Source organism: Bradyrhizobium sp. USDA 3262, assembly GCF_054060035.1.
Genome location: NZ_JBSSCT010000001.1, coordinates 2,905,986 through 2,932,868, shown reverse-complemented (window position 1 = coordinate 2,932,868; position 26,883 = coordinate 2,905,986). Strand labels below are relative to the sequence as shown.

The window sequence follows — 26,883 nt, the reverse complement described above, 5'->3', positions numbered from 1 at the left end:
TCATCATTTCAAGTCGATCAGGTACCTTCGGGGTGCCCCACCCTTCGCGCTGTCGAAGAGAACCAGAAGATCGAGCGTGGTCGGAGCTTGCGCCAAGATTTGCAACGCTTCCGCCTTTCCGCCGTCGGGTACATCGACGAGTTCGGCGATCGGCGTCGCCGTCTTGCTCGCTGGCTCCACGGCGTACAAGGCGAAGGAAAAGTCGTCCGATTGCGCTGGACCACCGAGGGCGAGAAGCCGGCCGTCCGCCATGACGGCGAGATCTCGGATCCCTCGGCCCCCCAGATCGAGATCGATTTCGCGGATATCGGCCTGCGCAACGGGGCGAGAGGCATCGAATAGCCAATCGCGGTCGACGGCGACCAGATAGGCCTTCTTTCCGATAACCGGTGCCCGCAAGCCCACATAGAGCTTGCCGCCGGCGACGGCCAGTCCTTCGATGTTGAGGCCGTTCTTGGTCATTAGATCCAGCGCATAGTGGTCCTTGAGAGTCGGCGACGCGAGAAGCGCCTCCGAAAGGCGGTAACTCGTGGATTTTGGTCCAATCGTATCGACGTTGTTGGGCGCGCCAGAGGCGGTTCTGACGACGTCAATCGGGACACGCGCCAAAATGAAAGACGAGGTTCGGAATTTGTTACTATTGCGCGAGCAACCGTGGGAGCCGACGACATAGAAGAACTTGTCGTCGAGAGCGACAGCCTCTCCGTCCAGATCCTTGAAGTCGTCCTTCCCCGCCGAGCACTTCACGACTTTCGGGTCGATGCCTGGCTCGGTCCCAGCAATATCAACCGGCGCGTGAGCCTTGCCTATCAGCCTGATCTTGGCTTGGCCCGTGAGCGTCGATGCTTCGACCGTCGCCACTTGCGCCAGGCGCCCTTGATCGTCGATGACTACGCAAGTCCGTTTTCCGCCTTGCGGCTCCAGGCAACTGATACCGCTTATGTCGTTGCTTGGTTTTCCTTTGTCGTCGGTCAGCGGAACAGCGACCTGGAGGGCGGACGATCTGACCGAAGTCGCTCGTAGGGAGAATGGCACCACCGTCGCTATGACGGCCAAGGCGGCTAAGGCATTCCTTCGAATGATCTTCGACATAACAGTCTCAAACAATCGGACGCAAAGATGAAAGCCGAAGTATGTACGCAATCTTGGCGTGAGTAAACTAGATACTTCACCTCGTCGAGCTTGCGGGATACCATTGCGACCTCGATGCTGGCACTACCACCACGGACCGGAGGACAAGAGTGCGGCTGTTATTACCCATAAATCGCTCTGGTTGGAGCGGCGCCATCGCTTCAAGCCGCCGCGGCTGACAGCCGCAACGATGTCGCGAATGCGATCGTGATGGTGGCCGTGCGCGGAAAGGCGGCCAACGGGACCGCCGTCGAGCGCAACGGGACTGGGTTCGTCGTCGGTACAACCAGAAGCGTAATAACCGCAAATCACGTCGTCGCGGCTCCGCCCGAAGGATGGGCGAAACCGACTTTGGCTTAGCCGACTTCACCGTCGTCATAAGGTTCAGAGACCAACAAACCGGGCTATTGACCGAAGTCAGGCGAGCGAACGTTCAAAAGAGCGTCCCTGACGTGGATACCGCCCTGCTCGAATTTGAGGGTTTGGCGCGGCGAGGACTGAGTACCTGTCCGGATGCCGACGTCGACCAAGTTGGCACGCAATTGAATGTGGCAGGTATCTCCAATACTGAGGGCGGATACGTCCCGCGCCTCGAATTGAACGTGGGCGTCCTGAATGAAGGACAACCGCAGGATCGGAAGCTCCGGCGATTATCTGCTCAGACTAGGCCTGGCTTTAGCGGCGGCCCTGTATTTCTCGTCGAGAAACAGGATGAGTGGCATCTGGTCGGCGTGCTAAAGGGAGGCCAATCCTTCGGCGTTAGCCCAGAGAGCTACTTCACGTCGGTACGGGAGCTGAGAAGCTTCGTTCTCGGGGCTTGCGCGGTCGCTTGCCGCGATCCGAGCCATGGTGTTGAGCGCTACGATCGCGACATCCTCGGCCCACGCAATGAATCCGACTGGCTCAGAGGCGGATCAACCAGCGAAGGCTACTGCGGGGCTCTCAGGTCATCCGAGATGAATTCTCATCCTGGCGAGGACGTGTCGATCGAGGACCACGGCAAGCTAGACGAGCGATTTTTCACCGGGATGAGAGGCGGCGCCGCCATCGTTCGCGAAGCGCAGTACAAATTCTATTGCCAGTTACGATACCGTTCCGGACCGACGTTCAAACTCGCACTGACGGACAAATGTCCACTTCCACCCAATCCTGAAAAACTGCCCAATTGATCGCTATGTTGAGAGTCGTCACGATCTTGATTGCCTGCCTTTGGTTAGGTGACTGTCACGCGGCAGGCAACCGAAACACTCAGCCGCACGCGCCTCCGCCCCGTCCCCTGATCGTCATCCCCGGGATCGCGGGGTCGGAATTGTGGATCGATGGCAAGCTCGTCTGGGGGACGCTCGACGGACTCCGGCACCTGGAAAATCTCCGCATCGTGGACGGCCCCCGAAAGATATCGGCGGCCGACACATGCGACCCCGGCAATTCGGATGCCACCTACAGAGCAACTTGCGGCACACTAAATCAATTCATCGCTTTGGGGCCCTTGAAGGTCGACGTATACGAGCCGCTCTGGCAATACCTACGATCTCTCGGTTATTCGCGCTCGGGTGAGCATAGAAACCTCTTTCTGTTCCCCTACGACTGGCGCCGCAGCAATTTCGACACCGCAGCCGACCTCGATGCCTTCATCAAGAGCAGACCTGAGCTGGCGGGCAAAGAAATCGACATCCTCGCGCACAGTATGGGCGGATTGGTATCCCTAATCTACACCACCCAATACGATGCACCGTCGGGGCCGGACGGCAAATGCGACTTCCCGAGGAATTGTCGCGTGAAGACCGTCATCACCATGGGAACGCCTTTTTGGGGATCGGTCACCGCCGTCGCAACTCCTTTTTTAGGATGGGGCCGCGCCTCGCGCTGGCTAATAGGCGGCACCGACACCATCATACGGACGCTGATGTCCTGGCCCTCGCTCTACGAGTTGCTGCCTACCTACGAAAACTGCTGCGTGTCCACGGACGGCCCAAAACCCCGTTCGCTAGATTTACTCGATCCCGCCGATTTCTCCGCCCTGCCGCTCGATCTCGCAAGGCACGATATCTCAATCGAGCATGCCACCGACGCCTTGAAAGCCGCTGCCAAACTCAGGAAGATCGTCGAGGGTGGTTTCCCGAAACATATCCGCAACGCTACCACGTGTACCGGCTTGCCCGCTGAAGGCCTTTTCATCGTTGCCGGAGATCGAAACGGCACCCGCCAAAGCGTCACCATCGGAACAGGAAAGATGCTCTACGTCGAACGGCGTGGCGACGGAACTGTCACCCTGCGGAGCGCTACTTTTGGCAACCCGGGTGGTGGCTTTCTCTCCTTCATGCCTCACATGAGCATCTTCAACGACGAGAACGCTCAAGCAAAGCTTGAAACCATTCTGTTCCGGTGCGAGATGGGCTTCAACGACTTCAACGGCAATGTTCCGACAGTCGAAGTCGGCCGCCAGTTAGGAATTTCCGCGAGATTCCCGATCGAATTCGTGTCCGTCGAACTCGTCGAAGACAATAGCGTGCCGGATGGCTTCGCCGCTACGGGTATACTTTCGCTCGCGGCTCCCGACGATGCGGTCGCCCCGGTGGCCTTGCTTTCGGTCAAACTCAATGGAGCGGAAATCAAACGAACGGAAATCAGGTCCACCGCGCGACGTTTGGACGGATCCATGACAAGATTCGAATATGCCGTCGGTTCAATCAAAATAGAAGGAGAAGGCCGAGTCGACGTCGAGCTGACGTTTGGAAATTCCGGACCGACTGCGACGGACCACATTACCTTGCTGGCCAAACCCTAGATTTTACCGGTCGCCCCCCGTCTCAGCCGGTCCGATAGCCTAGCGTGGCGCCCAACCAGGTAAGTACGTGAAATGGCGTAAGGAACTGAAGGATCACGAGAGCGAGCGTGATTATAAGCACATATGCCGCCGCCGCTCGCAAGACACGCTGCCCCAACGGCAGGTACGGCGGCCTATCGTTCGGAGGCCAGGCAAATTGCTCTTCCCAAGCCTGTTGAGGAATATGTCGCGGCCGGATCTTCTCAAGGGGCAACCACGCGCGGTACGCTGCGACGCCACGTGACCTGGCTATCAGATTCCTCGACCACAAAAAGTTCATCCGGCCCGCGTAATCGATTAGAGATCGCATCACCGCGCCGCAAATTAACAGCATCAGCCAAAAAGCCAGGTACACATAGGCGATCATAAAGCCGAATGTCAGCCATGACTTCGTGAATGATTTGACGGTGAAAACAGCCGAAACCGACCGAACTGTCTCATCTACAAGCCTGTCTAGGCCACCGAAAATCTGGCCAAAGAGAGAGCTATCATCGGCGGCCTGCAGCACAAAGATTACAAAGATCACCACGGCGAATTGAACGAGAGGAAACCGCGTGACCGCTCGAATGGGAGCGAGAAGCGTCTTTATCATCTCCGGGGTCCCTCTCGATGGCGCGCGGATATCCGTACATTCCGTACGACGTTACATGTATCCGCCGACCGGCATGTAGCGCGATCGCTGAATCGCTCGAAAGATTCAGGGCATTGCGAATAACATTGTCGAGTTGCCGATAAGAAACTCTCGTCGCGTGGGAATCGAGATGAGAAATGGTAAGATCGGTGCCCTCGAGCGCGGCCGATGCGTCAACGTCCAGTTTCACCAGTTCGGCTACTATCGCGCCAATTGAGTGCGACGAGTGGATTTGGTCCTCAAAGCCAGGAAATGATCGCGAGACGATCTCACCGTCCGGACGATTACCCGCTCTGACCATAGTATGGCCTCGCATCGAAACAGACTCTTCTATTGATTTCCTTGCCCCTTAATTCGGGACGCGGCTAGAGATTGCCCACGACAAACACAGAGTATTTCGTAGCATTTTCGGTCAGCCGCCTCCCATACGATAATCCGGATTTTAGAACGCAGAAAGGTCGCCGATCGGCCTTCTACGGTCATCGTTCCGCGGCTGCTCCAATACTCGGAATGATTGGACCCGACGGTCCGAGCCGATGGTCCGCCTTGTTCTGTCTCTCCGCGCGCCCGACCTTACCGCACGCCTCACCTGAAGCAGCGCGCTCGCGTAGGAGGAACCGAGGCCGTGCGCGGGGAACAGGCGTGCCGTCTCGCGCAAGAGCGATTTGCCGCGGGCGTCCCCGTCATGGCACGACAACATTGGGATCGGCAGCCATCACGGTGTCGACGAATTTGGCGGGGTCGACCTGCTTGCTCTTCGCCCAAGCGACGAGGTTCAGCGGACGATAGGTCTCGTCAGCGCGCCAGCGGGCGAATACCGATCCGTCGATCGTCTCATTGATGCGCGATGTCATCGCCGCCGTCCCCTTCTCCGGGGTGGCTCCAGCGGAGCGATAGAACCGCTTCGAGAAGAAGTGATAGATCCCCTTTCCGAACTCTGCGTATGAGTCGTTGTTGGCGGCGCGATCTGTGCCGTGTCGAGGTCGACCGCGTCCTGTAGACCAGTCCCAGCGCTCCGGCCTTATCCATCAACCAAACCAAGGGCCGCTGCGACAACGGATCGCTCGCGTATCCACCGCCAACGTTCGCGTGGCAACCCACGAACCAGCACTGCTCGACGTTCCCGACCGGCCGATCGGGAGCGCCCACCTCTCCTGTCTTCACGGTCCGCGTCCAGAACGTCGCCTCGAAGTCCTCGCGGTGTTCGTCGAGTGCCAACGCGTGAAACGCATATTCGTTGTCGAGGCGCAGGTGCGTGTCGAGGAAACGGTACTTGTGGACTTTGGCTTCGGCGCTACCGTGCGGGATGCCCATCGAGCCGACGGTGTCCCAAACGCCAACAAACTTGATCTTGGTCGGCCTCGAGTACTTCGTCAGCCATCTCTCCTCGAGGGAGGCGTCCTGCGGTAGCGGCTTTCCGAGCAACGACCCGATGGTCGGCGCCACATACAGCCGATACCGCGCGTAAAGCTGTTCTATCGAAAGCGGCGCACCTAGTTTCAGGATCCCGCATTTGCTGATCAGGCCGGAAAGGCTTCTAGCCGTATACGCTCCGCGGCTGAAACCGAAGATGAATATCTCGTCGCCGTCGTCGAAGTTCTGGATCAGCCAAGTGTAGGCTTCGATGATCTCGTTGTCGATGCCATAGCCTGCGACGCCGTCGCGAAAGACCTCGCCGCGAATCGTGCCGACGCCTTGGCTGTAATAAACCCGCTGGTCCGCCGTCTCGGATGTGAGGGAGCGCAAGCGCCACACGTTGGTGTTGTTGTTGAGCGTGTTGAACGTTCCGTCAAGAAAGATGGCAAGTCTTTTCAACGCAGCCTCCATTTCGTTGGCCTCGCAGCGAAGTTTGAGGCCAGCAACCGACGGATGACGTCGGGTTGAACCTGTGCCGCCAAGACGGTGACCCGGACGCGGTCGAACGCTCGCCTGCGCCCCGACACTGCCGCGTAGCCATCAGACGTTTCGCCCAAGCCGTATGATGTGCTCGCGCAGTTCGTTGCAGGCGGAGGCCATGCTTGGGGCCGGGTCCTTCGGGTCGTAACGATAGCTAATCGTCGTGACGCCGGCGAGATCGCTCGGCAACTTGACGCGTGTCGCCCGTGGCTCCATCAGGATAGCGCGGCTTCGACCCAGGCGTCCCATAAAGAACCCGAGCTCGAAGACGACGTTGTCGCGCGGCGTCGGCCAGTCCACATCTCGCACTTCGGTCCGATCGTCGGGATGGGCGATGGCCACGGCGAAGTCGGAGCGGTCGAGTTCGTTTTCCAAGGATTCGAGCGTGTAGTTCGTGACCCGGAAGACGCCGTCGGCCCAGACGACGGTAGCGAACGGATCATGTGCGAAGGCGTTTTGAATCGCTCGGGCGACCGGCAGGGCCTCGGCCGACGAGATGACGAAGACGCGGATCTTCTCATTGGGCTCTCTGATGAATACGTTCCGCTGCTCGAGACGCCTCGCCACCTCTTGGGCGACGCGACGCCAGATTTCCGGGAAGTGCGTGGCGATCTCCGAGAACTTCGGCTCCTCGATCTTCAACACCACCGCGTCCTCGTCGCAGACGACAGTGGCCGAGCGCTTCTGGATCGGCGACACGGTCGCCATCTCGCCTATCGAATCGCCGCTGAAGCGGCGAGCGACCTGCTTGCCGTTAACGACTACGCGGAACGCGCCGGCGACCACCAGGTAGATGTCGTTGTCTGTACCGTTCTGCTCCACCAGCGTTTGGTCCTTGACGACGGCTTCGAGGACCCCGCTGTCGGCCAGCGCTTCCGCGGCACCGGCGATCCCGACCGCGATCTTCTGCTTTCGCAGTTCCTCGATCAGAAGGACATGCCCCCGTTCGCCGTGAAATCTGTTGATCATCACGCGGCTTCCTTCCGCAGCGGACAGTCGTCCATGGTTCCGCAGCATTCGATACCCAGCGCGGTGTAGGCTGCATAAAAATCCTCCTCCGCCCGTTTCCAGCCGTGCAATGCGACAGTGAGATCCGTGAGCGAGGCCTCATGGTCGTCGCAAGAGCACGCCGGAAGGCCAAGCCGTGCTGCATCATCGCATTTGCAGCGGGCCCGCTTGGTCATCAGGCGGGAATCCCGTTCCGAGACCGTGACCAGACGAACGCCGTCGCGCAGAAGACGTATCCGTGGCTGGCCCGCGACCGACTTGCGCTGCGTGCTGAGACGCAGCTCGTCCAGATGCTTTCTGAATCGGGGGCCGAGCTCGGAGGCGGCACGCTCCGCCACGGCTTGGTGCCGCGCGGCACTCATTCCGTGCGCTCTGGCTTCGGATTTGGCCGGCCATTGCCGCCGCGCCGCAGCGACCCGCTGCCTGCGCAAGAACACGAGGAGCTTGCCGAACCAGACCGAAGCCGAATCCGCATCCGTGACGGAGAGAGGTTCGGCTTCCTCCCAGTACAGGCAGAAGGTGCCGTCGCAACTAATGTGGCGTTCGGGACAACACGCAGGCAACAGCGTCGGCGTGACTTCGCGCACCACGGCGGCATAACCGACTCCCTCGATCCTCAGCCTGTAGGTCGGCCCGGGCGCCCCGGAGACGGTCGGCGGGGCGACGTCCAGGATGGCATGGTTGCGCTCAAGCACGATCGGCTGCGCATGATGCGCAGCCGACACACCGCTGATGATTTCAAATGGGCTCGGTGGCATTCACGGCATTTCGCTGAAGGGGCGGAACGGCTGTTCGACCGCCTTGGCCATTGCGGGAGCCGCCACCGCGTACGCAGCGATCGCGGCGTCCTTTGCGACCTTGTCGCCCTCCGCTTCGAGCGAGTCCACGGCCGTGTCGTAGTCGAGGCTGGAGAGCTTGCGCGTCTTGCCGAAGAGCTTCCTGACCGCGTCGCTGCCGGCGTCGTATGCCGACTGACCGATCGCGGTCTCGATGCCGTTGCAACGACACTGCTCCTGCTCCGAGGCGAGAACGCCGCGGCTCACCGAGCAACGGACGCGATCGCCCTGCATGCCGAGACGCGTCACGGTCATCGGGCCAAATTCGTAGCCGATCGCCAAGCCGAGCCCGGCGACGCCGACCTTGTTCGCCTTCAGACGCTCGAGGGCGAGGTCGAAGCTGCTCCTCAACGCACCCGCGCACAGCGTCGCGGCCGAAATGGTATCCTCCTCGTAAGTGGTATGAGCCGTTCCCTCCATCAGAAGGGCGTGGATGCAGTCACCAATGAAGCGAATCCTACGGCCACCGAAGTCGGAGGCGACGACCCGGTCGAGTTCCGACCGGATGACGTGGAAGCAGCGCACGACGTCGGCAGCCTTCTTGTCGATGTTGTCGGCGACGTATTTGGTGAACCCGTCGAGATCGGCGTAGACCGACACGGCCTCCATCCGGCGGGAGTTGCCGGGCGTGAGGACCGAGATGTCTAAGCTGCGCAGCGGCGGCGTCGGACGCGAGAAGTCGAACGAGCCGATCGGGTTGTCGTTGTTGTCCTGACGCCATTCCTTGACTATTGCGTCCTTGCCGACCTCGAGCTTGGCGACATCCTGACAAAAGGCGATCTGGTCCGCCGTGAGCGGCGTCGTTCCCTCCTTGCCGTCCTCAGCCTGTTCGAGACCTGCCGCCTGGCGGGCCCCATTCGTGAGGTAGATGCCCTCAGCCCGCCAGTTGGATGCCAGCTTGGCGGCGAGGTTCGCCGCCGACCCCAGGAACAGCGGCTCGCGGTTGCCGTTGCGCCCGTTGTTGACGGCCAGCGTCAAACCACTGTCGATGCCGATTCTGACCTTCGCATTGGGAATGTCCTCGTCGTCGTCTCCGGTCTCGGCGAGCACGTCGATGATGAGCTTGCCGATCGCGACCGCACGACAAACCCGCTTCTTCGCCTCGTCGGTCCCATATGGCTTTGCGACCAGGGAATGAAGACGCTGGTTGTGAAAGTCCACCCGACGTGCGTCGCAGCGCGACAGGATCCTATGGACCGCGCGCTGGTGGAGGTTGAGGAAGCGCAACGTTCGCTTATGGCAGCGCTCGCCCTCCTTCTCGGTCGTGGCGAGGATGTCGCCCATGTTGAGAATGTCGGCGTAGAGATGGACGCTGTCGACCCGATAGGCCTTGTTGGTCGGGATCGACTCCAGCGACATTTCTCGCTTGTAATCGACGATCTCGACCGTCTTGACCTCTTCGAAGCGCTTGTCGATCGCCTCCTTCGCGCGGTCATATTTCCAGGAATTGCTCACGAGAAAACTCCAGTTTGTCGTAAGCACTGGGTCCCTGACCACAGTGCCGGGTTAGGTCATCCGACCCGCGGCTCCAGCCGACTCCATCACGAAAACGTTCGGTATATCGAACACACCTATTGTTCGCTTGTCAAGCACGTTCCCGTACGGTATATCGAACACAAACTAACTCATTGCATAGGCTGGAGAATTGCCGCGAATGCCCGCTTCGCTCCGCGAGAAGCTGAAAGAACTCCGTAAGAAGAAGGGCTACTCGCTGGACGAGTTGGCCAAGCTCAGCGGCGCCAGCAAAAGCTACTTGTGGGAGCTCGAGAACCGCAGCGAGCGCAAGCCATCGGCCGAAAAACTTATCGACATTGCAAGGGTGCTCGACACGACCACCGACTACCTGGTCGATGACAAGGCGGGCTTCGACGATCAGCAGGTCAAAGAAGCCTTCTTCCGCAAATTCAACAATCTCGATGACGACACCAAGGGGCGGGTGATGGACATGATCGACACTTGGAGCCGGAAGAAATGAAGATGCCGACGACGTGGGAAGGTTGGGCCTCCCGGGTTTCGCTTTATGTCCGCGAAGGTAAGAAGCTGCTGGGCGAGCCCCGTTTTCCTATCAGGATCTCCGAAATCGCCCAGGACTATTCTCGGAATGTTTTTCCAGGCGATCCCATCGTGCACGTCGAGGGCAAGAACTTCGCTGGGAAGTTCGAGGGTGCTCTCGTTCCCAACGACGACAAAGAGTGGGCGATCTTCTACGACACCGGCCACACATCGAAAGGACGCATCAACTTCACGATGGCCCACGAGCTGGGGCATTATCTCGCGCACCGTCATCTCTCCGGCGAGCCTTTTTACTGTTCGCGGCGCGACATGTGGTCGTGGAATTCCGAGTATGGCCGCATAGAGGCGGAGGCCAATAGCTTTGCTGCCTTCGTACTGATGCCTCCCGACGACTTCCGAGAGCAGACGCGCGACTTCATCAAGCCGACGTTGGCCCAGTTCGAAACGTTGCGAGACCGCTATGAAGTTTCACTCACGGCAGTCGTCCTCAACTGGCTAAAGGCGACGAAGCGTCGGGCCATGCTGGTGGTCAGCAAAGATGGTTTCGTCGACTGGTCTCGGGGCAGTGACGCGCTATTCAGGTCGGGGGTGTTTTTCAAAGCCAAACAGATAACAACACCGGTCCCCGAGCACTCGCTCGCAGCTCTCGGTATCGCCGCAGGCGTGACTGAAATTCAGCATCCGGCGGGCGTGTGGAATGCGCGCGAGCCCGTGCTAGAGTCCGTCGTATTCTCCGAATACCACGACATGACTTTGTCGCTGCTCATCTTCCCTTCTCACGGTCCTGCGCTAGGGCTGTCCAGTCCGGAAGACGATCAGCTAATGGATACTTTCGACGCATTCCGCAGGTAACCGAGAGCAGCGCCTTCGGCTCGGCCCGTCGCGACCTTCAAACCTTCGCTTCAAGGCGTGCGAAAAGCCCCCCGTTGCCGACAATAGTAGTTCGCTCTTGCATGGGCCTTCGCCAACAACCTACGAAGCTCCCCTCGGCCTCACGCGAGCGCAGACCGAGCGCAAGGCCATGACCAAGCCACTCGCTTATCTCCGCGGTCGCAATCGACGAAGAGAGCTCCCCAATTGGTTTTGTGACCCAGCGCGCAAGGGAAGCTTGCGCTCTCACGAAGATCGCCCAACCTATTGATTTCCCTGAAAGATTGGTGGGCGCACCAGGGCTCGAACCTGGGACCCGCTGATTAAGAGACGCCTGTGTTTGGATGATCGCATCAATGCGCCCGATCGCCTTTATTTGGTCCGCGATGCCTTTCGTCTCGGCGCCGCTCTCCAGGTCTCGACCCCAACACGTTCGGAGCACGACGCGAGCTCTCCGGGCTGCGGCGCGGTCTTCCGATCGCGCGTGCAGCTCCAATCGATGTCCCTGATCGAGTAGCGACTGCGCCACCGCCCGGCCGAGACCATCCATGCTTCCAGTAATGAATACGATCGCCATGCGCTGCACCTCCGGATGTTTTGGAGCGCACTCTACAGCACCGACGCATCACTTCCGATACCGCTCGTCGCTGATCTTTTCCAACCCGTCAACGTTCGTTCTGGCGGTGGATGGCGAGGCTATTTCGGCCACGTACCAAAAATTGTCCCGTATCCAGAACCCAATCATGCCCATGGCCAAAATTCTTCGGTTGGAAATCAGACGTCCCGTGTTGAGGGGGCAGAGAGGTTACAAATCGCAAGGATTTGCCAACCATAGATGCTTTCCGAGCCGGCCGCTAACCAATCGAAAATCGATCCGCCTCATGTTCGCGTCGCGAAGCTGAATGGGAAAAATCAAACATGACAGGATCGGCAATTCTGGAAAACGTGCGTCGCTACCGCGCAATAGCTTCGCTGTGCCGTCAAGCTGCAGCATTCCGCCCAGTCCAACGAATCTCGTTGCTGACACAGGCCGACGAATGGGAGCAAAGAGCGGTTGGTGAGCTCGAAGAATACTTTGACGCTCAAGACTCTCCGGTACCCGCTCAGCTCTCAAGCAGCGTCAATTGACCGAGAGCTTAGTGCGAAAGCGAATACGTTTGGCGCGTCAGCGGACAATGTCGCCTAGGTGCTTGACTATTGTCCCACGAGTTAGTCGCGCGGGTCGTCATCGCGCGCAGCGAGATCAGCCCCGACCACCCGGCTTTGTGGGTGGTTGCAAGGCGCTTCCTGGCCTCAATCCCTCAATGAGCGCCAAATTCTTGCTCGCGATAATCGAACTCTTTGCTGCGACATCGCGGTTGACATCACGAATATGATCAGTGTCGGTTAGTACCGGCGCTGGCAAGTCCGCCCGCCCCAATGCAAATCATCGGGGCGTAAAGGCTAACCATATTTCCACCGAGCTGTCGTGGAGATCAGTCGACCATTGGACGTCTTAATGACAGAGCCGCCGATGATGTATTCGGAATTGCTTGGAGCCTCACCTCGGCACGGCCACGTACTTGTCCGGCGTCAAACACAAGCAGACATCAAGCGGCGGTTTGATGTCGAACATCTCCGCTCCGTTACTGAAGTCGAAGATTCTCCGGACGCGGTAGGCCCGCTGGGTTATGCGCAGCCGTCTCAACCTGGTTACGGGACAGCCAGACGCGCGTGCGAGCGTGCCTGTTGGTGGTCTTGATTTCGAACAGCCGCTCCTCGCCGTTGTCTGGCGCAAAGGATCTGATGTCGTAACCCCGATGGTCCTCGCCGCGATCCGCGGGCCAATCCATCTTCTTGGCCAGGTCGCGCCGGCCGGCTTGACACAGCCGGTCGTACTCGAACTTGAACACCATCTCCTCGCCAGCGCGCCTCAGGGAGCGGTTGTGTTCGTCTCTGGCTGCCGGATCGTACTTGCCAACTAGGCGCTGCAGCGCCGGCCGGTCATCCTGCGCGTCCGAATTCGGAAAACGCCGGTGGCGGGACCAGAACCGGCCTCCAGCCGACGTGAAAGGCGGCTTCACCGACACAGTCGATCACTTCGGATGCTGCCCTAACTGGGCCTCAACGGCCTCCACCAGGGAATCCTGGTAGTTGGCCGGAGCAGCCCCGGGGATCCGGGCGATCCCGGGCTCCTCCAGGACGGCCGACACGTTGCCGAGCTTCCATTTCGATCGCCTTTTCGGATCGCCCCACCTCCGGCGATAGCCGCCGGTACAGATCGGCCATGTTGATTTTCGGCTATCCGGATTACGGTGTGGGGATGTTGGAAAAAATCGGATTATCCGCAGAGGGAGGAATGGAGGCGCCGCGCCAGCCGCGCTCATCCTTAGGTTTCCCGGGGCCCGGCGCGTGAGCACCGCGATCACCCTTGAAAAATGCCATCAAGAGCTCTACTTTGATATCATCGCAATCAATCTCCGGAGGACGCTATCATGGCCGCTGTCACCATCCGCAACCTCTCTGAGGAGGCGCATCGCGCCCTGAAAGTCCGTGCGGCGCAGCACAATCGCAGCGCGGAAGCGGAAATGCGCGCCATTCTGGAGGCCGCCGTGCGTCCCCAGGGCCGGCTGCGGCTAGGCACCGCCCTTTCGGAGATGAGCCGCAAGATTGGCCTCACCAATGCCGATGTCGAGGCACTTGAACATGGGCGCGACGTGCGTCCCGCTGAGCCGATGCACCTCGAGTGATACTGCTTGATACCAATGTGGTCTCCGAGGCGATGAAGCCCGAACCGCATCCATCGGTCCGCCACTGGCTCGACGCCCAAGCGGCCGAGACGGTGTTTCTTTCCAGCGTTACCGTCGCCGAACTTTTGTTCGGTATCGGCGCGCTGCCGCGCGGCAGGCGCAAGGACAGGCTGGCAGTTGCGCTCGACGGCGTGCTGGACCTTTTCACGGCCCGCATCCTGCCCTTCGATACCGCCGCGGCGCGGCGCTATGCCGAACTCGCCGTTAAGGCGCGCGCGGCCGGAAAAGGCTTCCCCACGCCCGATGGCTACATCGCCGCGATCGCCGCCGCACACGGCTTCGCGGTGGCATCGCGCGACACGAGTGCGTTCAATGCTGCCGGTCTGACGATAATCGATCCCTGGACTGCAACCAGCTAACAGGCATCCGGATGCATCGGCTGCGGATTAAACGAAGAATTGGACGTGCTCCACACCGTAATCCGAATAGCCTGATTTTCTCGCCGGCCCGCTCCCGCTCGAGCATCAGGAAATAATTGGCGACCACGATGGCGACCTGCTCGGCCGTCCAGTCAGTCCCCCTTGGCTCCTGGCACTGCGCCCTCGGCGTCCACGATTGCTTCCCCTGTCCCGGCGGGAAACAAACCAGGCCCCGGCAGATCCGCAAAACGTAAGACGGGCACTCGCCTTCCTGACGTTATCCACCCTGCTATGGACCTACCCTACCGCTAGGCCATCCGTGGGCCGAGGACTGCCGGAAGACCGGTGCCGTCGCGCCGCGCAAGTTCGGCGTCCAGTCACAGATCGACGATCATGAGGAGTTCCTACGGCAGCTCGTCGCGAAGCGGGCCTCCATCAAGCTCGATGAAGTGCACGCTGCTTTGGACCGACGCGGCACCTGTCCGGCCCACCGCGCCTCCCGGTAACTGGCCCTGAAACTAGTACCCGGAATCAGAGCTGAGTGATACGGCGGCCTTTGAAACGGCGTTGACGGACCTTTTTCTTGGTCCAGACGAAGGGCTCGGCTTTGTCGTTGTACGCGTTGACGTAGGCATCGATGTGGTCCTGAAGCTGCTTGAGGCTTGTGAAGGAGGTGCCGCTGAGCGACTGCCCCTGCAAGATCGAAAACCATACCTCGACCTGATTGAGCCAGGACGCACTTGTCGGCGTGAAATGAAATTGCACGTTGGGGTGGGCCTTGAGCCAGTCCTCGTTCTTCTTGTGGGTGTTAAGGTTGTCGAGGATGACGTGAAGCTGGCGGCTCGGAAAGGCCGCGGTGAGGCTGTTCATGAAATCGAGAAACTCGACGCGGCGACGGCGTTTTGAATGCGTTGCGATGATCTTTCCGGTGGCGACTTCGAGCGCCGCAAACAATGTTGTGGTGCCATGCCGCTTGTAATCGTGGCTCTGGCCGGTCAAGGCGCGGCCATTGGGCAACTTCAGATAACCCTGCGCTCGCTCCAAAGCCTGGATCGAAGGCTTCTCGTCCACGCATAGCACAATGGCCTTCGCCGGCGGGGCGACGTAGAGGCCGACAACATCGGCGGCCTTGGCCGTAAAGTTCGGGTCGTTGCTCTCGCACCAGGACTTGCGAGCCGCGAGGTCAATCTTGTGGCTGCGCAGGAACCGCCAGACATATTGGACGTCAACATCGCCCAGCGCTCCGGCCAGCAGAGGACCGGTCCAGCGCGCAAACCCGTGCGGCGGCGGCTTATCCAACAGCTTCAGAATCCGCTTGTCGGTCGTCTTCGTATAGATCGGCTGCTTGCCCGGTCGCGGCTTGTCTTGCAGCCCTTCAAGGCCATGGTCGGCATAGCGATGCCGCCAAAGGCTGACAATCCGCGGCTGGACCCCAACTTCCTTGGCGATCGACCGGGTGCTGCGCCCGTCCGCCGCCAACAAGACTATCCGCGCCCGCTTCAAATCGCGCTGCAATGTCATCGGTGAGCGACAACACGCCTCTAGCACCTTGCGATCTTGCCTCGAAAGGCGGACTTCTCTTGCTTCGGGTATCATCCCGACCTTGAATCACGACTCACGTTCCAAGAAAAGTGGGTACTAGGCACTCCGTCGGCGGGAATGCCGGCTGGAGGCGTCCGAACCCCTCCGGTGCGCCCCGTTCACGTCTGGCGCTCCTGCTCTCCCGCTTTCGCCGACGAGGTCCAGTCGGGCCCACTCCACAGCCCTGAAGATCAAGTTCACCTATGTGTTCAAGCGGAGGACATTCCCGGGGCGACCGGGGCCCCGGCAGGACCACAATTGACAATGGAGACCCCGGAGTGCCTGACTAGCTCCCAAACGCAGAATGTTCTCACCCAAGATCCGGCCGAAAAGGACGAGCTCAACAGCTGCCTGGAGGCCGTCGCCGACCGGTTCGGATTGCGTTGGCTTGAGCAGGGCGACAGAAACCCTGTGCCATCGCTATGGCAGGCCAAGCAAGCACGCTCTTGCGACCAATGAGCTGGTGACCTTAGGCTATGCCCTTTGGAGGTTCGCTAAGGCCGATCTGAACGGGACCCGACATCAAGTCAATCAGTTGAAGATCGGGAGCGATGGCGAATGCGCCGGCAACGACATCGCGCTTACCAGCGCGGCGTTCAAGCAGGCCAACCTCGCCGGCCAGGCTTTTTGGCCACGAGATCTGTATCGAAGCCAACATGGTCCATTGCGCGCAGCGCGCCGGGCCACAATGGATTGAGCATGCGTATCAAAACTTCACGTTGAAGGTGGCATTCAGTCCGTTCTGGGTGAGGCCTGAACCGAACTGGCCTTGATAGGCGATGCCAAGGGTGCTGTTGCTCGAAATCTGGAAGTCCAGACCGGATTGCACGAGTGCCACATCCTTGCCGATGGATACGCCCGAAGCTGCAAAAGCGCTGGAACCTGCAGCAAAGCTGGCTGTCGACAGCGGAACAATGTCACCCAGGGCATGACGCCAGCCAACATCAGCGCGCGCAGTCGCGGCAATGTGGCCAAGTTGAATACGGGTCGTCGCGTAGACGCCGAACGTGGAGAGCGTCGTATCCATCGTGTCAGCGCGAATACCAAGCGCCGCCCCGTTCAATCCCCTTTCGTAAAAAGCATCCGTCGCGACGCGAACGTGGGCGAGATTGGCATAGGGCTCGATCATGGAATACTTGCCGAGATGGACTTTGTAGCCCAATTCGCCAAAAATCTGGAAAGTGCCCGCATCGTGATCCGAGATCAAGTTGTCGTTGAACCCCGGGACTCTAACGTTGCGGCTCATCTCAAGATCGTGCCATGTATAGGCAATGCCTGAGCGGAATGCGACGGCTCCTTCCGGTGCGGTCCACTCGGTGCCGGCATAGGTCCCGAACGTGTAATTGTCACTGCGGCCTGACGACGAAGCAGCGCCAGCCTTGAAAGTGGAGCGGCTATAGCCAGCAAGAACACCGAAGCGCCAGTCCTCAAATACCGGCCTGTCGATACCGGTCATGAAGCCGCTGATGCTGGATCTGGTGCTTGCGGCATTGCCGTCACCTGATTGGGTCGTCCATCCGCCAAAGGCAGAAGCCCACGCGGCATAACCCTGCAGGTCATAGGATGGCGGATCAGAAGACGCCGCGGCGATGGCACCGATGGCAGGGACGGAATCGTCACCTGGCCTTTTCTGCTCAGGACCATAACCTACTGCATTCATCGCTGATGATGGCGCCCCGCCAAACGCCTGTTCCAGGCGGTCGTAAACCGCCGATCGCGCATAGAAGCTGTCATTGATACGTCTGCCCTGTTCGGAGGCATAGACGGAGGGCGAGAGCTGTCGCAGCGCAGATGTCACCGCTGTGCCGTCAGGCGAGGAGAAGTCGAGTGCCGCGACGAGCGGGTGCAGCCCCGACGCAGCATTGCCGGCGACTTGATCGAGCGCCGCGCCCACCTCGCGGCTGTTGGCATCGGCTCCATATCGCGAGTAAGCATCGGATGGACGGGAGAGCGTCAACGCATAGGTGTTGCCACCCTCGGCTGTAGCACTCGCCAGCAAGGTCGGTGATTGCAGGGATGTCGTCACGTTCGCAAACGAGCCCCAGAGATTTGTTGCATTCAGCCACTGATTGGAGGAGAACTTGAAGCCGCTGCCATACCAGCCACGCTGCGGGATGATCGTGAGCGTGCCGTCGAGAGTCGCATTGCCGTTCACCACCAGACGACTGAACGCACCGCTATCATTCACCGCGACCTGCAAGCGACCGGTCGAGGTCTGCAGATAGTCGCCATTCACCGTTATGCTGCTGTCAAGGCGACCGATAAGAGGCGCGACAGCACCGCTATTGGTGAAGCGGCCGTCAGTACTGAGCAGATAACTGCCATTGCCGGACAAGGTTGCGCCTTGCGCGACAGTTGCGTCATACAGTTCATGATTTCCGGTAAACAGCGTGACGCCGCCCGACAACTGCAGCGACAGGTTGCGTCCAATGATATTCCCTTCATAACGGGTCGCAAAGCTTTGGTCGGGCTCCTGCGTTGAGTGACCGTTCGCATCAGGCGTCATACCGAATGTCAATTTGGTCAGCCGCAGAGCACCTTTCTCGTCAAGCTGGGCGTAATCGGACAGGATGTCCCCTGACAGCATTGCGCCACGCATTACATTGATCTCGCCGACATAACCGTTGTTCGACATGTACATCGCTGCATGACTGCCAGCCAGGCGCCCGGTCAGATCGAATTTGCTGACGAGGGGGCCCTCGATTTCGTTCAGCATCGGCGCCGCGTTATTGCCGATCGTGCGAATATACGAGCCACGATATTCAAGGTCGTTGCCCATCGCATTGTTGCCAAAGTCGAAACTTGCTGCGATGCCATGCTCGCCGAGAGCCTGCACGTCCCCGCGCTGAGTAAACGTGTGATCCTTGCCATAGGCGAACATGACGCCGCGCCCATAGGCGCCATCGGCGTACACGCGGGTTCCGGGCGGGATTATGATCTGGTTGTTTTCGCCGTCGACGCGGATGCCGGCGCCCCCTGCTCCCTTCGAAAGCAGGTCGGCACGTTGGACCACAATATTGCCGCTGCCATAGACGTGCAGCCCAAGTCCGAGCGTAGCCGTATTGTACGTATTCGGCAGATAGGCGGTGCCGTCAGCATTACGAGCGAAGAAGGGATTGTCGTTTACCAGAGTCTGGCCATTGGCGTAGATGGAGTAACCGAAGTGGTTGCGCCGATCGATGCTGTAGCCCATATCCTGAAACGCGGCGATCTCCGCCTCCATCAGGGCGGTGTAGTTCCGGTATCCCTGGTGGCTCATCAGGCTGTTCTTAAGCTCGCTATGCGAGGCGAAGGGCGCATCCCGTCGACCATGCTCGTCCATTACGCGCACCGGAATACCAGGCATGGCACCGGCCAGCACTTCACTCACATGCTTTCCAGCGAAATAGCCCCGATCGCGGCGCAGATCGAAAACGTCGTCAGCTGGTAGGTTCGTGCAGACGGAGCAATAGATCGTCTGCCCAGGCTTGGCTTGTTTGCCATTGTCGTCGCGCAAATGCTCGGTCCACGCATTTATCTTTTCCGGGAAATACGTTGATATCGGCCCAGGGAAATACGGAGATGGTTCATAGTTGATAGTGCTGAGCATACCGTGTGCATGGCCGAGCTCATGAAGCACTACGGGCGTAAGACCAATCTTTGCAGTCGTCGGCAATTGCGAAGGGATGTATGCTTCGGACGAAAACCCCATCAGGCCAATTGTAACCATGCCATGCGCACCGTAGTGCAGCTCGCCTGGATCCTGGCCCATGAGCGACGCCTGCACCTTGGTGCCGCCACCGGGGGACATACCACTATAGGCAGATGCGTTTTTCTCGCTATTTCCCCCGAAGTTGACAATGGCCGGCGCGTGACCCGGCATAAGCTTGATGATTTCTGCCCAATACCGAATCGCCGCCAATGAATGATCTATTTCCGATTTCGGCAAATTCCTCGTTGAAACCCCGTCACCTTCCCAATAAGGACCATCGCCGGGTCCGAATATCTGCGCTCGCATGAAGGTCACGCCGTTCGTATCCGTGACATCGAAAGTTTCAAGGGCCCTACTGGGCGAACCCAGCGACGCACTAGCCGCAAGTACGATGGCCGTAACTGTCTTCGTCTTCGTCTTCGTCTTCGTCTTCATACTACACTACACATTCTCTTCGATGCATTGATTACAGGTGTGTTTTGCCATCTAACTCGAGCGCGGGTGCACGCAGATGGGCGAGCGAAGCGCGGCCGTCATTGGTCAGACATCGGCGTGCGTAGTTCGCGCGCGATACCTGACGGCAGCACTTCAATACGAAAGGAAAGCCATTTCCCTGGATCGGCTTTGATGAAACCAAGTCCGCTCAAGGAGGTGTGTCCCCATTGCTGGTGACTTTGATTTCAAATTCCTGGAGCTCAGACTCTGGCACATCACGCTTGCCATTTGCGACCCGCCGAGCGCTGCTCGTCAGACCGAATATGACCGCCCGCCTGCGGTGCCGCGCCTATGTCGATCGATTTCATGGTGCCGTTAGCAATGCGAACTCCTATTGCCTTTTGATCGCACGAAGGTCCTGCATTCTGCAGCAGACCCAATCCGACGAGGCGGCGGCTGCGCGCAACCAACAAGCAGCGGAGCAAAAGTTGGGCCAAATCGCCTGATGCGTCCGCCGTGCGCAACCAGTTGAACGCAGCAACATGCACGACGGTTCTTCGCGTGAAAAACAGGCACTGCAATGTTCGGCGACGGCCATTGTTGTCGCAAACTCGCCACTGCACTGGAGCGCCCCCCGGCAGTTGGAATGTTCGTTCATTCATGCTTGCTGCGATTGCCGCGATCAGTTCAAGTTTTGAATGGGGTTGCGAGGGGCGGGCATTTTTATTGCACTCACCGTCGTGAGCTTCGGTCCGGCATGCGTCAGGCACATGCAGAGCACCAAGACGCGGAGCCGACCACCTCAACCAGACGGCGTATAGAGTAGGTGAAGTGCAATGTGGCGCGACCTCACCGATCGAAATGCTCAGGCCAGCCATCGCGCTTCAGACGGACCGAGATTGGCCGGACAAATGACTCGAAAGAAGCCGGAGGCGGTCCTTGTTCCGGCAGACGAACGCTTGACCGGCCGCGCCGTGTTGGGCGCAACCATCGGCAATATTCTCGAATTCTACGACTTTGGGACCTATAGCTTTTTCGCTATCCAGATCGGTCAGACGTTCTTCCCGGCAAGCGACCCGTTCGCCAGCCTCATGCTGTCGCTCGCAACCTTCGGCGCTGGTTTTGTGACCAGACCGATCGGGGCCATCGTGCTCGGCTCGTACTCGGATCGAGCCGGCCGCCGACCCGCCATGACCGCGAGCTTTGCAATGATGAGCGCCGCAGTCCTTTTGTTGGCGGTGACGCCTTCGTACGAGACAATAGGAATTGCCGCGCCGCTACTGGTGATTTTCGCACGTTTGGTGCAGGGCTTCGCACTGGGCGGTGAAGTTGGTCCGACGACTGCCTATTTGATGGAAACGGCCCCGGCCGAACGGCGCGGTCTTGCTGTTTCGTTCCAGCCTGCCAGCCAACAGATTGCCGCGACGGCCGGAGCGCTTGTGGGAGAAATACTCTCCCTGACCATGACAAGCGAGGCGCTCAGTGCTTACGGATGGCGGATCGCGCTTTTGCTCGGCGCCGCTACGCTGCCGTTCGGACTCTGGTTGCGGAGCGCCCTGCCCGAAACGTTGCATCGCCCCGACACGCCGGCTCCCGGCGTTCAGCCTGTAAGCAGGCAGCCTGCCGCTCGCCGCATCATGAGTCTGGGATTTGTCATTTTGGCCAGCTGCACGATCATCACTTACGTCACGGGATATATGACCACCTATGCGCTGAACACCTTGCAGGTTTCCGCGCCTCTCGCCTTTGGCGCCACACTCATCTGCAATACGGTAGGAATTGCCGCCGCACTGCTGGGCGGCTGGCTCGCAGACCGCGCGGGCCGCCGGCACATCATGATTTGGCCGCAGATCGCGGCGTTGCTGATGACCTATCCAGTGTTCTTCTGGATCTCGGAGAGCCGCAGTGCTCTCGCACTTCTCGGAGGCCTCGGCGCGCTCACCATGATCGGAACGATTCCGTATAGCGCCTTCTATGTGAGCATGGCCGAAGGTTTGCCCAAGAACATTCGTGGCGGCGCCTTCGCGACGACCTACGCCTTCGCCATTGCGATCTTCGGAGGTACAGCCCAACCCATCGTCACCTGGCTGATCCACCTGACCGGGAGCGCGCTGGCGCCGGCCTGGTACATGCTTGTCGCGAGCGCGGCCGGGCTCTGTGCCATGCTCTTGATTCCTGAGACTGCGCCGCTCAAGATTCGGAGCGCTGCGCTCAGGTAACGTCCGTCCTAGCACTGGACAATTTGGTCGCGGCTCTCTGCCGCCTGATATCGCGCTCGCGCCGGTCAGCAAGAATGTAGGGCCCCGCGTTCGACGTGGTCGTTCGCGCGGCCATCGACAGCACCGACAGAACGGATGGCTCCGACAGCGCCCGGGATCGCGTCGATGGTCACCGGCTTCATCAGACTGTCGGGCGCTCGCAGCGCTGAACACGACGCGATCGACGAAGCGCCCGGAGCTGAGAAGCGAGGACGCCCGGCTTGTCCGAAGCACCAAGCCTAGGTTCGCGCCGCGGTTCTCAGCGTGCTCAAAGACGGTCCTGGCAAGGTCGATTTCACCAAGGAGCTCCGGTTACATGTCGCGACGCCTGCCCTGTGCCTGGTTCATTGACAGGATCGTGTCATCAGAAGTTCCGGCCCGCAGCTTAGCCACGGCAGCTAGCCAGAAACTCGGTTTCCAGCTCACCTCATACTCGGCTTGCATGGCCTTCCAACAGCTTCCAGCAAAAGGAGCTCGAGGGAATTCGCGAGGGCGGCCGCTTTTCAAGTCCAGACGGGGTAAGGCGTGACGGTAGCAGGGCGATTGACCGGCCACCTAGCCACACTTCAGGCTGCCGACCAACCTATGGTCGATCCTAGTCTCGAGGACATCGTGGGCATCTAAATACCCCTCGGCCCGCTTCTTGGCCTCTTCGTCACTATGGCACTATGGCTGGTGAATTCATGGGTAACCCGCGCGGCTCTTGCCGCATCGACCGCGAACGCCACGTGCAATCTAAGTCCTTTGACCATTCTCGTTCATTGGATCGATCGGCAGGACGTTCCAAGCCGGCGCGGAATTTCAAGGAATGACGGATGCAACGAACGTCTGGAGACTGCTCGCTCAATCCGAATGCGCAGATTCACATAGTACAATTGACTTGCATGCCGATGGCGAGCCTAATTGATGGGTTGCAAGGCTTACAGAGAGAACCAGTGAATTTTGGAACGCCTGCGCAGGCCAGATTTATCGTTCGAATGGGGACCTCTGGCTGGATGGTTTATGATCGAGAACGCAAGGGACCAGCGCTGATAAAGGACAGCCACCTGGCCGAGAAACTGACGAGGGAACAGGCTGAACACATAAAAGAGAGCCTGACGAATACTCAGGGCAACGACCAAACTTAGTCCTTCGTCCATGGTGCTCGGTTGGCGCCCGCAATCCAGTAAGGGTCAAATCCTTGAGCCTCGATTGGGCAAACGCAGTCCCGGTTCTCGTGATCGCTGCCGGCCTCGCGCTGGTGCTTGTCGGCCTCATCGGCATAGTCCGGCGCCGAGGTCCCGAGCGACGCCACGCAGTGCAAGCAAAAGAAGATGTGTCCGGATCCAGCGAGCCGCCAAAATCCCCGAGCGCCAAAAAGCGGCACAAGAAAGCGCGGCCTGCTGAAGACTCTCCCGCGAAGGACCTGGAGGCCCGGCCAGCCAATGAAGAAGAAAACTGACTGGCACAAACATCTAGCTCTGCACCCAGCCCGAAGAGACAGGATCTTCACAGCCGCTATCGCCGCAATGCTTACGACGCTCGCTCGATGCACGGACGAGTTCGTATTCGCACACAGCAGGATTCGCCAGGACGCCTGAAGGCAGGGAGGAGTCGTAAAATCCGCATTGGCCGCATCCTGCGAACCGCGCGACTCAAGCTGACCTGATATCAATGGCGACGCCTAGTAGGTGTCATTTACGACACGGAGCCGCCGTGATGTAAGAAAGTGCTGTGCAAGACGGTTCTCATCTCGCTCTGGAGCGATGCTGGGTGAATGGACGCCAGATCGAGAATTTTCTTCATGGCTCGAATCCTCGCGACGCGGAAGCGTTGAAGCCAGCTTGCACCGCATCCGACAAGCCAATAGGGCCGCCGCCTGAACTGGGCCATTTCGCATTGCTCGCACAGCAGCCGCATTTTCTTCAAGGAAGGCATTTGCCGAGAATATCGATCTGGGTGTCTTCCAAAAACCTGCAGGGACAGAAGTGCGCCTCATGTCCAATCCTGCTTGGAACAAGCTCGCAGGCCGTGTCCGCCCGAGTCCCGGCCCCGGGGGGATCCCGTTAGCCATCCCGTCGCTTGACGGCGCCAAAACAAAACCCCGGGCCCGAACTTTTCCGCGAGCGCGATGGTCAATTTGTCCAATTGGCTCACGACGAACCCAGCGACGACTGGCCAGAGCGATCAGTTGAAAGGCCGATCGAGCTGACGATCGGCGCCATCAAGTAGGATCGGCGTCACTGTCCACGAAAAATAGCCAGCCCGAACCAGAACGGTCCGATGATGAGTGGAACGAGGCCGATATGGGGGAAATCCGCGCCCAGCTCGAAATGATAGCTGCCGAAGGGAAAGCCCGTAGCGATGCCAAGGCTTTCCATCGTGAGCGCAATCGAGCTGCACGATGCAAACAGGATTGAGGCTCGGCGCGGACCATAGGCAAGAGCGGCGGATCAGCGCGCAGGCGATGAAGATCGCCGCGAACGCTTGCGCGAGCGGATTTGCATTCCAGGAAAAACCGATTGCGGCTGCGAGAATGCTGGCGATAGAAGCCCAAAGTGCAATCTCCTGTCCAGAGCCTGTTGTCCGAAATACCGTCTCGTCTCGTTGTGTTTGCCCCATCGTAAGTGACGGCGCACACGACGAATCGTAGCCGGCGTCTCGCGCCTCGAAGCGGGCGCTAGGACTTCTTCTGCACTCGCTGAGAGAATGTGACTGCGCGCGCCGGAACACGAGCTTGCTTGTGATCAAGTTCGTCGCCGGCACTACTTCATCATCGCTTCGACCTCTGTACGAAACGCTTGACGCGAACTGTCCCGCGAATAGAACATGTGGCCGCCGGGAAAAACGACAAGTTTGACGCGCGGAGCCGAGGCAAATGGCGGCAATTGATCGAGCAGGATTTGTGATTCGAAATACGGCGTGACGAGGTCAAACAGGCCGTGCCCGACCAGCAATTTCATGCTCCGATCCGTTGCCAGGATTTGGCGTAGCTCCGAGAGCGACTCGGGTGGGGTGCGGCCGAAGTCCCAAGATTGGACGACGGTGCCGTTCAATAGCTCATAGGAGCCGTCGGGCCGCCAGTTAAGCTTGCGCGTCAGGAGATCGACAGTGGCGCTGGTCAGAGGCGCCAGTAGTGTATCGCTCGAGGGATCCCCGGAAAGGTGAAGATCCGACTCCGGATATGGATCTATGCCATGCACCGAGGCGTCATAATTGCCGATGAGCTTGCCGTTCTTACGATCGAATTCACGGCGGAATTCGGCTAGGTCGAGGCGGCCCGCGAGCCGGCGACTCACCGCTTGGTCGATGCCGGTCAGCGCCGCAGCCTTATCGGCCAGACGCATGGTTGCTTCCTTGTCCGCCTGGCCCTTGATGAGGTCGACCAGATACTCCCCGCGTGCATAAGCTTCCACGTCGGCGAGATCGGCTCGCTTTACCGGACCTTCTGCTTCACGCAGGGTAGCGACATAGCTCGGCAGTCTTGCGACGTACTGCAGCAGGCTCGTGTGGGCAAACTGGCTGGAGTCGAATCTTGGCGAGACCATGATCAGCCCCTTGACACCTATGCCCTGCCGCATCTGCAACTGGTGCACAACCTTTGGCCCGCGAATGCCCCCATAGCTTTCACCTACGATGTATTTCGGCGACAACAGCCGGTCATGCTTTTCGAGCCAACGGCGGACCACCAGCGCGAGCGAGTTGACGTCGCCCTCAACGGAGAAGAACCGCTTGCGCGCGTCATCGCTGGTCCCCACGAAACGGCTGTAGCCGGTGCCGACCGGGTCGAGAAACACCAGATCGGTGAAATCGAGCCACGTTTCCGCGTTTGGCCTCGCCTCCGGAAATGTCGATGGCGTGACCTCGTCAGCATTGATCGGCAGCCGCCACGGTCCCGCATTGCCGAGCTGCAGCCAGGCCGATGATGAGCCCGGTCCGCCGTTGAAAAAGAATGTTACCGGGCGCATGCCGCGATCGGTGCCGTCGAGCTGATAGGAGGTATAGACGATGTCAGCCTGCGGCTCGCCCTTGTCGTCGAACAACCGGATGGAGCCGGCGGTCGCGACGAAGGCAAGCGTCCGTCCAGGGAGCTCAAGCGTGTGTCCGGTGCTGGAGTCCGGCGGCAGGCGATGCGGCTCAGCAGCAGACGGCATACTCGTTTGGCCAGCGCCACTCTTTTGGCCGGACCGCATCGTGACCTGGGCGGGCCGCTGTGGATCGTCGGCTTGCGCGCTCCCAATTACCCCGCAGGCAAACAGGATCAGTGCAAGAGAAGTACGGTACAGTGCGATCAGCTGCATCGGGTTTTCCTGGTCCGGCGCGCACCTTGGTACGCGAGACATGCCGTCAAAACGGCCTTACCAGTAGCTCATGCCGGGCAACTACAAACCCACTAGATCCAGTAGGGACGACCACCGTGCCGCGAACTGGAATGGGATTTCCTCTTCCGGAAGCTGGGCGGCCTAACAGCATCCGCAGTCCATTGAAGTCGATCTCTTTCCACTTGTACTAATCCCTCATTTTCCCCTCTTGAGCGGCTTTTCAAACGTAACCGGCATGAACTCCCACGTCTGCAGTG

General features: G+C 59.5%; 24 protein-coding genes and 1 pseudogene. 10 read left to right on the top strand and 15 right to left on the bottom strand.

The window, feature by feature from the left end; genetic code table 11:
* Positions 1–3: 3 nt before the first annotated feature.
* Complete coding sequence (locus ACVWYP_RS13685; RefSeq protein ID WP_051003292.1) at positions 4–1,092, bottom strand: DUF3616 domain-containing protein; 1,089 nt, start codon at positions 1,090–1,092, stop codon at positions 4–6.
* A 374-nt stretch (positions 1,093–1,466) separates the two neighbouring features.
* Here ACVWYP_RS13685 and ACVWYP_RS13680 point away from each other — a divergent pair, with 374 nt between their 5' ends.
* Together ACVWYP_RS13680 and ACVWYP_RS13675 are read left to right on the top strand one after the other, a co-directional pair.
* Entirely contained in the window at positions 1,467–2,300 is an 834-nt protein-coding gene (locus ACVWYP_RS13680; RefSeq protein WP_028343744.1) for a serine protease family protein, read from the top strand.
* A gap of 140 nt (positions 2,301–2,440) precedes the next feature.
* Positions 2,441–3,919, top strand: coding sequence for an esterase/lipase family protein (locus tag ACVWYP_RS13675; RefSeq protein WP_157788156.1), 1,479 nt, complete (start codon positions 2,441–2,443; stop codon positions 3,917–3,919).
* A gap of 22 nt (positions 3,920–3,941) precedes the next feature.
* Here ACVWYP_RS13675 and ACVWYP_RS13670 read toward each other — a convergent pair whose 3' ends face one another.
* The 7 genes from ACVWYP_RS13670 to ACVWYP_RS13640 form a co-directional block, all read right to left on the bottom strand.
* Positions 3,942–4,550, bottom strand: a complete 609-nt coding sequence (locus ACVWYP_RS13670; protein ID WP_028343746.1) for a hypothetical protein — start codon at positions 4,548–4,550, stop codon at positions 3,942–3,944.
* Complete coding sequence (locus tag ACVWYP_RS13665) at positions 4,447–4,890, bottom strand: AraC family transcriptional regulator ligand-binding domain-containing protein (RefSeq protein WP_157788158.1); 444 nt, start codon at positions 4,888–4,890, stop codon at positions 4,447–4,449. Before ACVWYP_RS13665 ends, ACVWYP_RS13670 begins: the two co-directional genes overlap by 104 nt.
* 382 nt (positions 4,891–5,272) lie before the next feature.
* The gene (locus tag ACVWYP_RS13660) at positions 5,273–5,443 is read right to left on the bottom strand and encodes a hypothetical protein (RefSeq protein ID WP_202948943.1); all 171 of its coding nucleotides are present in this window, start codon (positions 5,441–5,443) and stop codon (positions 5,273–5,275) included.
* Complete coding sequence (locus tag ACVWYP_RS13655; RefSeq protein WP_202948944.1) at positions 5,424–6,404, bottom strand: DUF2235 domain-containing protein; 981 nt, start codon at positions 6,402–6,404, stop codon at positions 5,424–5,426. The genes ACVWYP_RS13660 and ACVWYP_RS13655 overlap by 20 nt, the downstream gene beginning before the upstream one ends.
* Before the next feature lie 141 nt (positions 6,405–6,545).
* Positions 6,546–7,454 carry a TIR domain-containing protein gene (locus ACVWYP_RS13650; protein ID WP_028343747.1) on the bottom strand — a complete coding sequence of 303 codons (909 nt, stop codon included), beginning with the start codon at positions 7,452–7,454 and terminating at the stop codon, positions 6,546–6,548.
* A complete protein-coding gene (locus tag ACVWYP_RS13645; protein ID WP_051448097.1) occupies positions 7,454–8,251 on the bottom strand; it encodes an E2 domain-containing protein in 798 nt (265 codons plus the stop codon). Before ACVWYP_RS13645 ends, ACVWYP_RS13650 begins: the two co-directional genes overlap by 1 nt.
* Positions 8,252–9,784, bottom strand: coding sequence for a nucleotidyl cyclase domain-containing protein (locus tag ACVWYP_RS13640; protein WP_028343748.1), 1,533 nt, complete (start codon positions 9,782–9,784; stop codon positions 8,252–8,254).
* A 199-nt stretch (positions 9,785–9,983) separates the two neighbouring features.
* Between ACVWYP_RS13640 and ACVWYP_RS13635 the strand changes: the two genes are divergently transcribed.
* The gene (locus ACVWYP_RS13635; protein ID WP_028343749.1) at positions 9,984–10,304 is read left to right on the top strand and encodes a helix-turn-helix domain-containing protein; all 321 of its coding nucleotides are present in this window, start codon (positions 9,984–9,986) and stop codon (positions 10,302–10,304) included.
* Complete coding sequence (locus ACVWYP_RS13630) at positions 10,301–11,194, top strand: ImmA/IrrE family metallo-endopeptidase (RefSeq protein WP_028343750.1); 894 nt, start codon at positions 10,301–10,303, stop codon at positions 11,192–11,194. The genes ACVWYP_RS13635 and ACVWYP_RS13630 overlap by 4 nt, the downstream gene beginning before the upstream one ends.
* 37 nt (positions 11,195–11,231) lie before the next feature.
* Here the strand turns inward: ACVWYP_RS13630 and ACVWYP_RS13625 are convergent, their stop codons facing one another.
* A complete protein-coding gene (locus tag ACVWYP_RS13625; RefSeq protein WP_080583585.1) occupies positions 11,232–11,789 on the bottom strand; it encodes an SDR family NAD(P)-dependent oxidoreductase in 558 nt (185 codons plus the stop codon).
* 341 nt (positions 11,790–12,130) lie between these two features.
* On the opposite strand from ACVWYP_RS13625, the gene ACVWYP_RS13620 reads away from it, so the two are divergent.
* Entirely contained in the window at positions 12,131–12,340 is a 210-nt protein-coding gene (locus ACVWYP_RS13620) for a hypothetical protein (protein WP_080583586.1), read from the top strand.
* Positions 12,341–12,837: 497 nt separating this feature from the next.
* On the opposite strand, the gene ACVWYP_RS13615 is transcribed toward ACVWYP_RS13620, so the two are convergent.
* Positions 12,838–13,281 carry a DUF3883 domain-containing protein gene (locus ACVWYP_RS13615; RefSeq protein WP_080583587.1) on the bottom strand — a complete coding sequence of 148 codons (444 nt, stop codon included), beginning with the start codon at positions 13,279–13,281 and terminating at the stop codon, positions 12,838–12,840.
* A 405-nt stretch (positions 13,282–13,686) separates the two neighbouring features.
* On the opposite strand from ACVWYP_RS13615, the gene ACVWYP_RS13610 reads away from it, so the two are divergent.
* Both ACVWYP_RS13610 and ACVWYP_RS13605 read left to right on the top strand, forming a co-directional pair.
* Positions 13,687–13,941: a FitA-like ribbon-helix-helix domain-containing protein gene (locus ACVWYP_RS13610; RefSeq protein WP_016846334.1), complete on the top strand. Its 255-nt coding sequence runs from the start codon at positions 13,687–13,689 to the stop codon at positions 13,939–13,941.
* Positions 13,938–14,360: a type II toxin-antitoxin system VapC family toxin gene (locus ACVWYP_RS13605; RefSeq protein WP_016846333.1), complete on the top strand. Its 423-nt coding sequence runs from the start codon at positions 13,938–13,940 to the stop codon at positions 14,358–14,360. Before ACVWYP_RS13610 ends, ACVWYP_RS13605 begins: the two co-directional genes overlap by 4 nt.
* 531 nt (positions 14,361–14,891) lie before the next feature.
* Here the strand turns inward: ACVWYP_RS13605 and ACVWYP_RS13600 are convergent.
* Positions 14,892–15,956, bottom strand: coding sequence for an IS630 family transposase (locus tag ACVWYP_RS13600; protein WP_038380919.1), 1,065 nt, complete (start codon positions 15,954–15,956; stop codon positions 14,892–14,894).
* A gap of 373 nt (positions 15,957–16,329) precedes the next feature.
* On the opposite strand from ACVWYP_RS13600, the gene ACVWYP_RS13595 reads away from it, so the two are divergent.
* Positions 16,330–16,638, top strand: a complete 309-nt coding sequence (locus ACVWYP_RS13595) for a hypothetical protein (RefSeq protein ID WP_157788226.1) — start codon at positions 16,330–16,332, stop codon at positions 16,636–16,638.
* A gap of 9 nt (positions 16,639–16,647) precedes the next feature.
* On the opposite strand, the gene ACVWYP_RS13590 is transcribed toward ACVWYP_RS13595, so the two are convergent.
* Positions 16,648–20,067 carry an autotransporter outer membrane beta-barrel domain-containing protein gene (locus ACVWYP_RS13590; protein WP_244436109.1) on the bottom strand — a complete coding sequence of 1,140 codons (3,420 nt, stop codon included), beginning with the start codon at positions 20,065–20,067 and terminating at the stop codon, positions 16,648–16,650.
* 275 nt (positions 20,068–20,342) lie between these two features.
* Complete coding sequence (locus ACVWYP_RS13585; RefSeq protein WP_155258815.1) at positions 20,343–20,729, bottom strand: hypothetical protein; 387 nt, start codon at positions 20,727–20,729, stop codon at positions 20,343–20,345.
* 249 nt (positions 20,730–20,978) lie between these two features.
* Here ACVWYP_RS13585 and ACVWYP_RS13580 point away from each other — a divergent pair, with 249 nt between their 5' ends.
* Both ACVWYP_RS13580 and ACVWYP_RS13575 read left to right on the top strand, forming a co-directional pair.
* The gene (locus ACVWYP_RS13580) at positions 20,979–22,286 is read left to right on the top strand and encodes an MFS transporter (RefSeq protein WP_016846328.1); all 1,308 of its coding nucleotides are present in this window, start codon (positions 20,979–20,981) and stop codon (positions 22,284–22,286) included.
* 1,219 nt (positions 22,287–23,505) lie between these two features.
* Positions 23,506–23,766, top strand: coding sequence for a hypothetical protein (locus ACVWYP_RS13575; protein WP_125459168.1), 261 nt, complete (start codon positions 23,506–23,508; stop codon positions 23,764–23,766).
* A 778-nt stretch (positions 23,767–24,544) separates the two neighbouring features.
* On the opposite strand, the pseudogene ACVWYP_RS13570 reads toward ACVWYP_RS13575, so the two are convergent.
* Together ACVWYP_RS13570 and ACVWYP_RS13565 are read right to left on the bottom strand one after the other, a co-directional pair.
* A pseudogene (locus ACVWYP_RS13570) lies at positions 24,545–24,730 on the bottom strand (carotenoid biosynthesis protein); the annotation flags it as partial.
* A gap of 339 nt (positions 24,731–25,069) precedes the next feature.
* Positions 25,070–26,605, bottom strand: coding sequence for a S10 family peptidase (locus ACVWYP_RS13565; protein ID WP_026192333.1), 1,536 nt, complete (start codon positions 26,603–26,605; stop codon positions 25,070–25,072).
* Between the last annotated feature and the right edge of the window lie 278 nt (positions 26,606–26,883).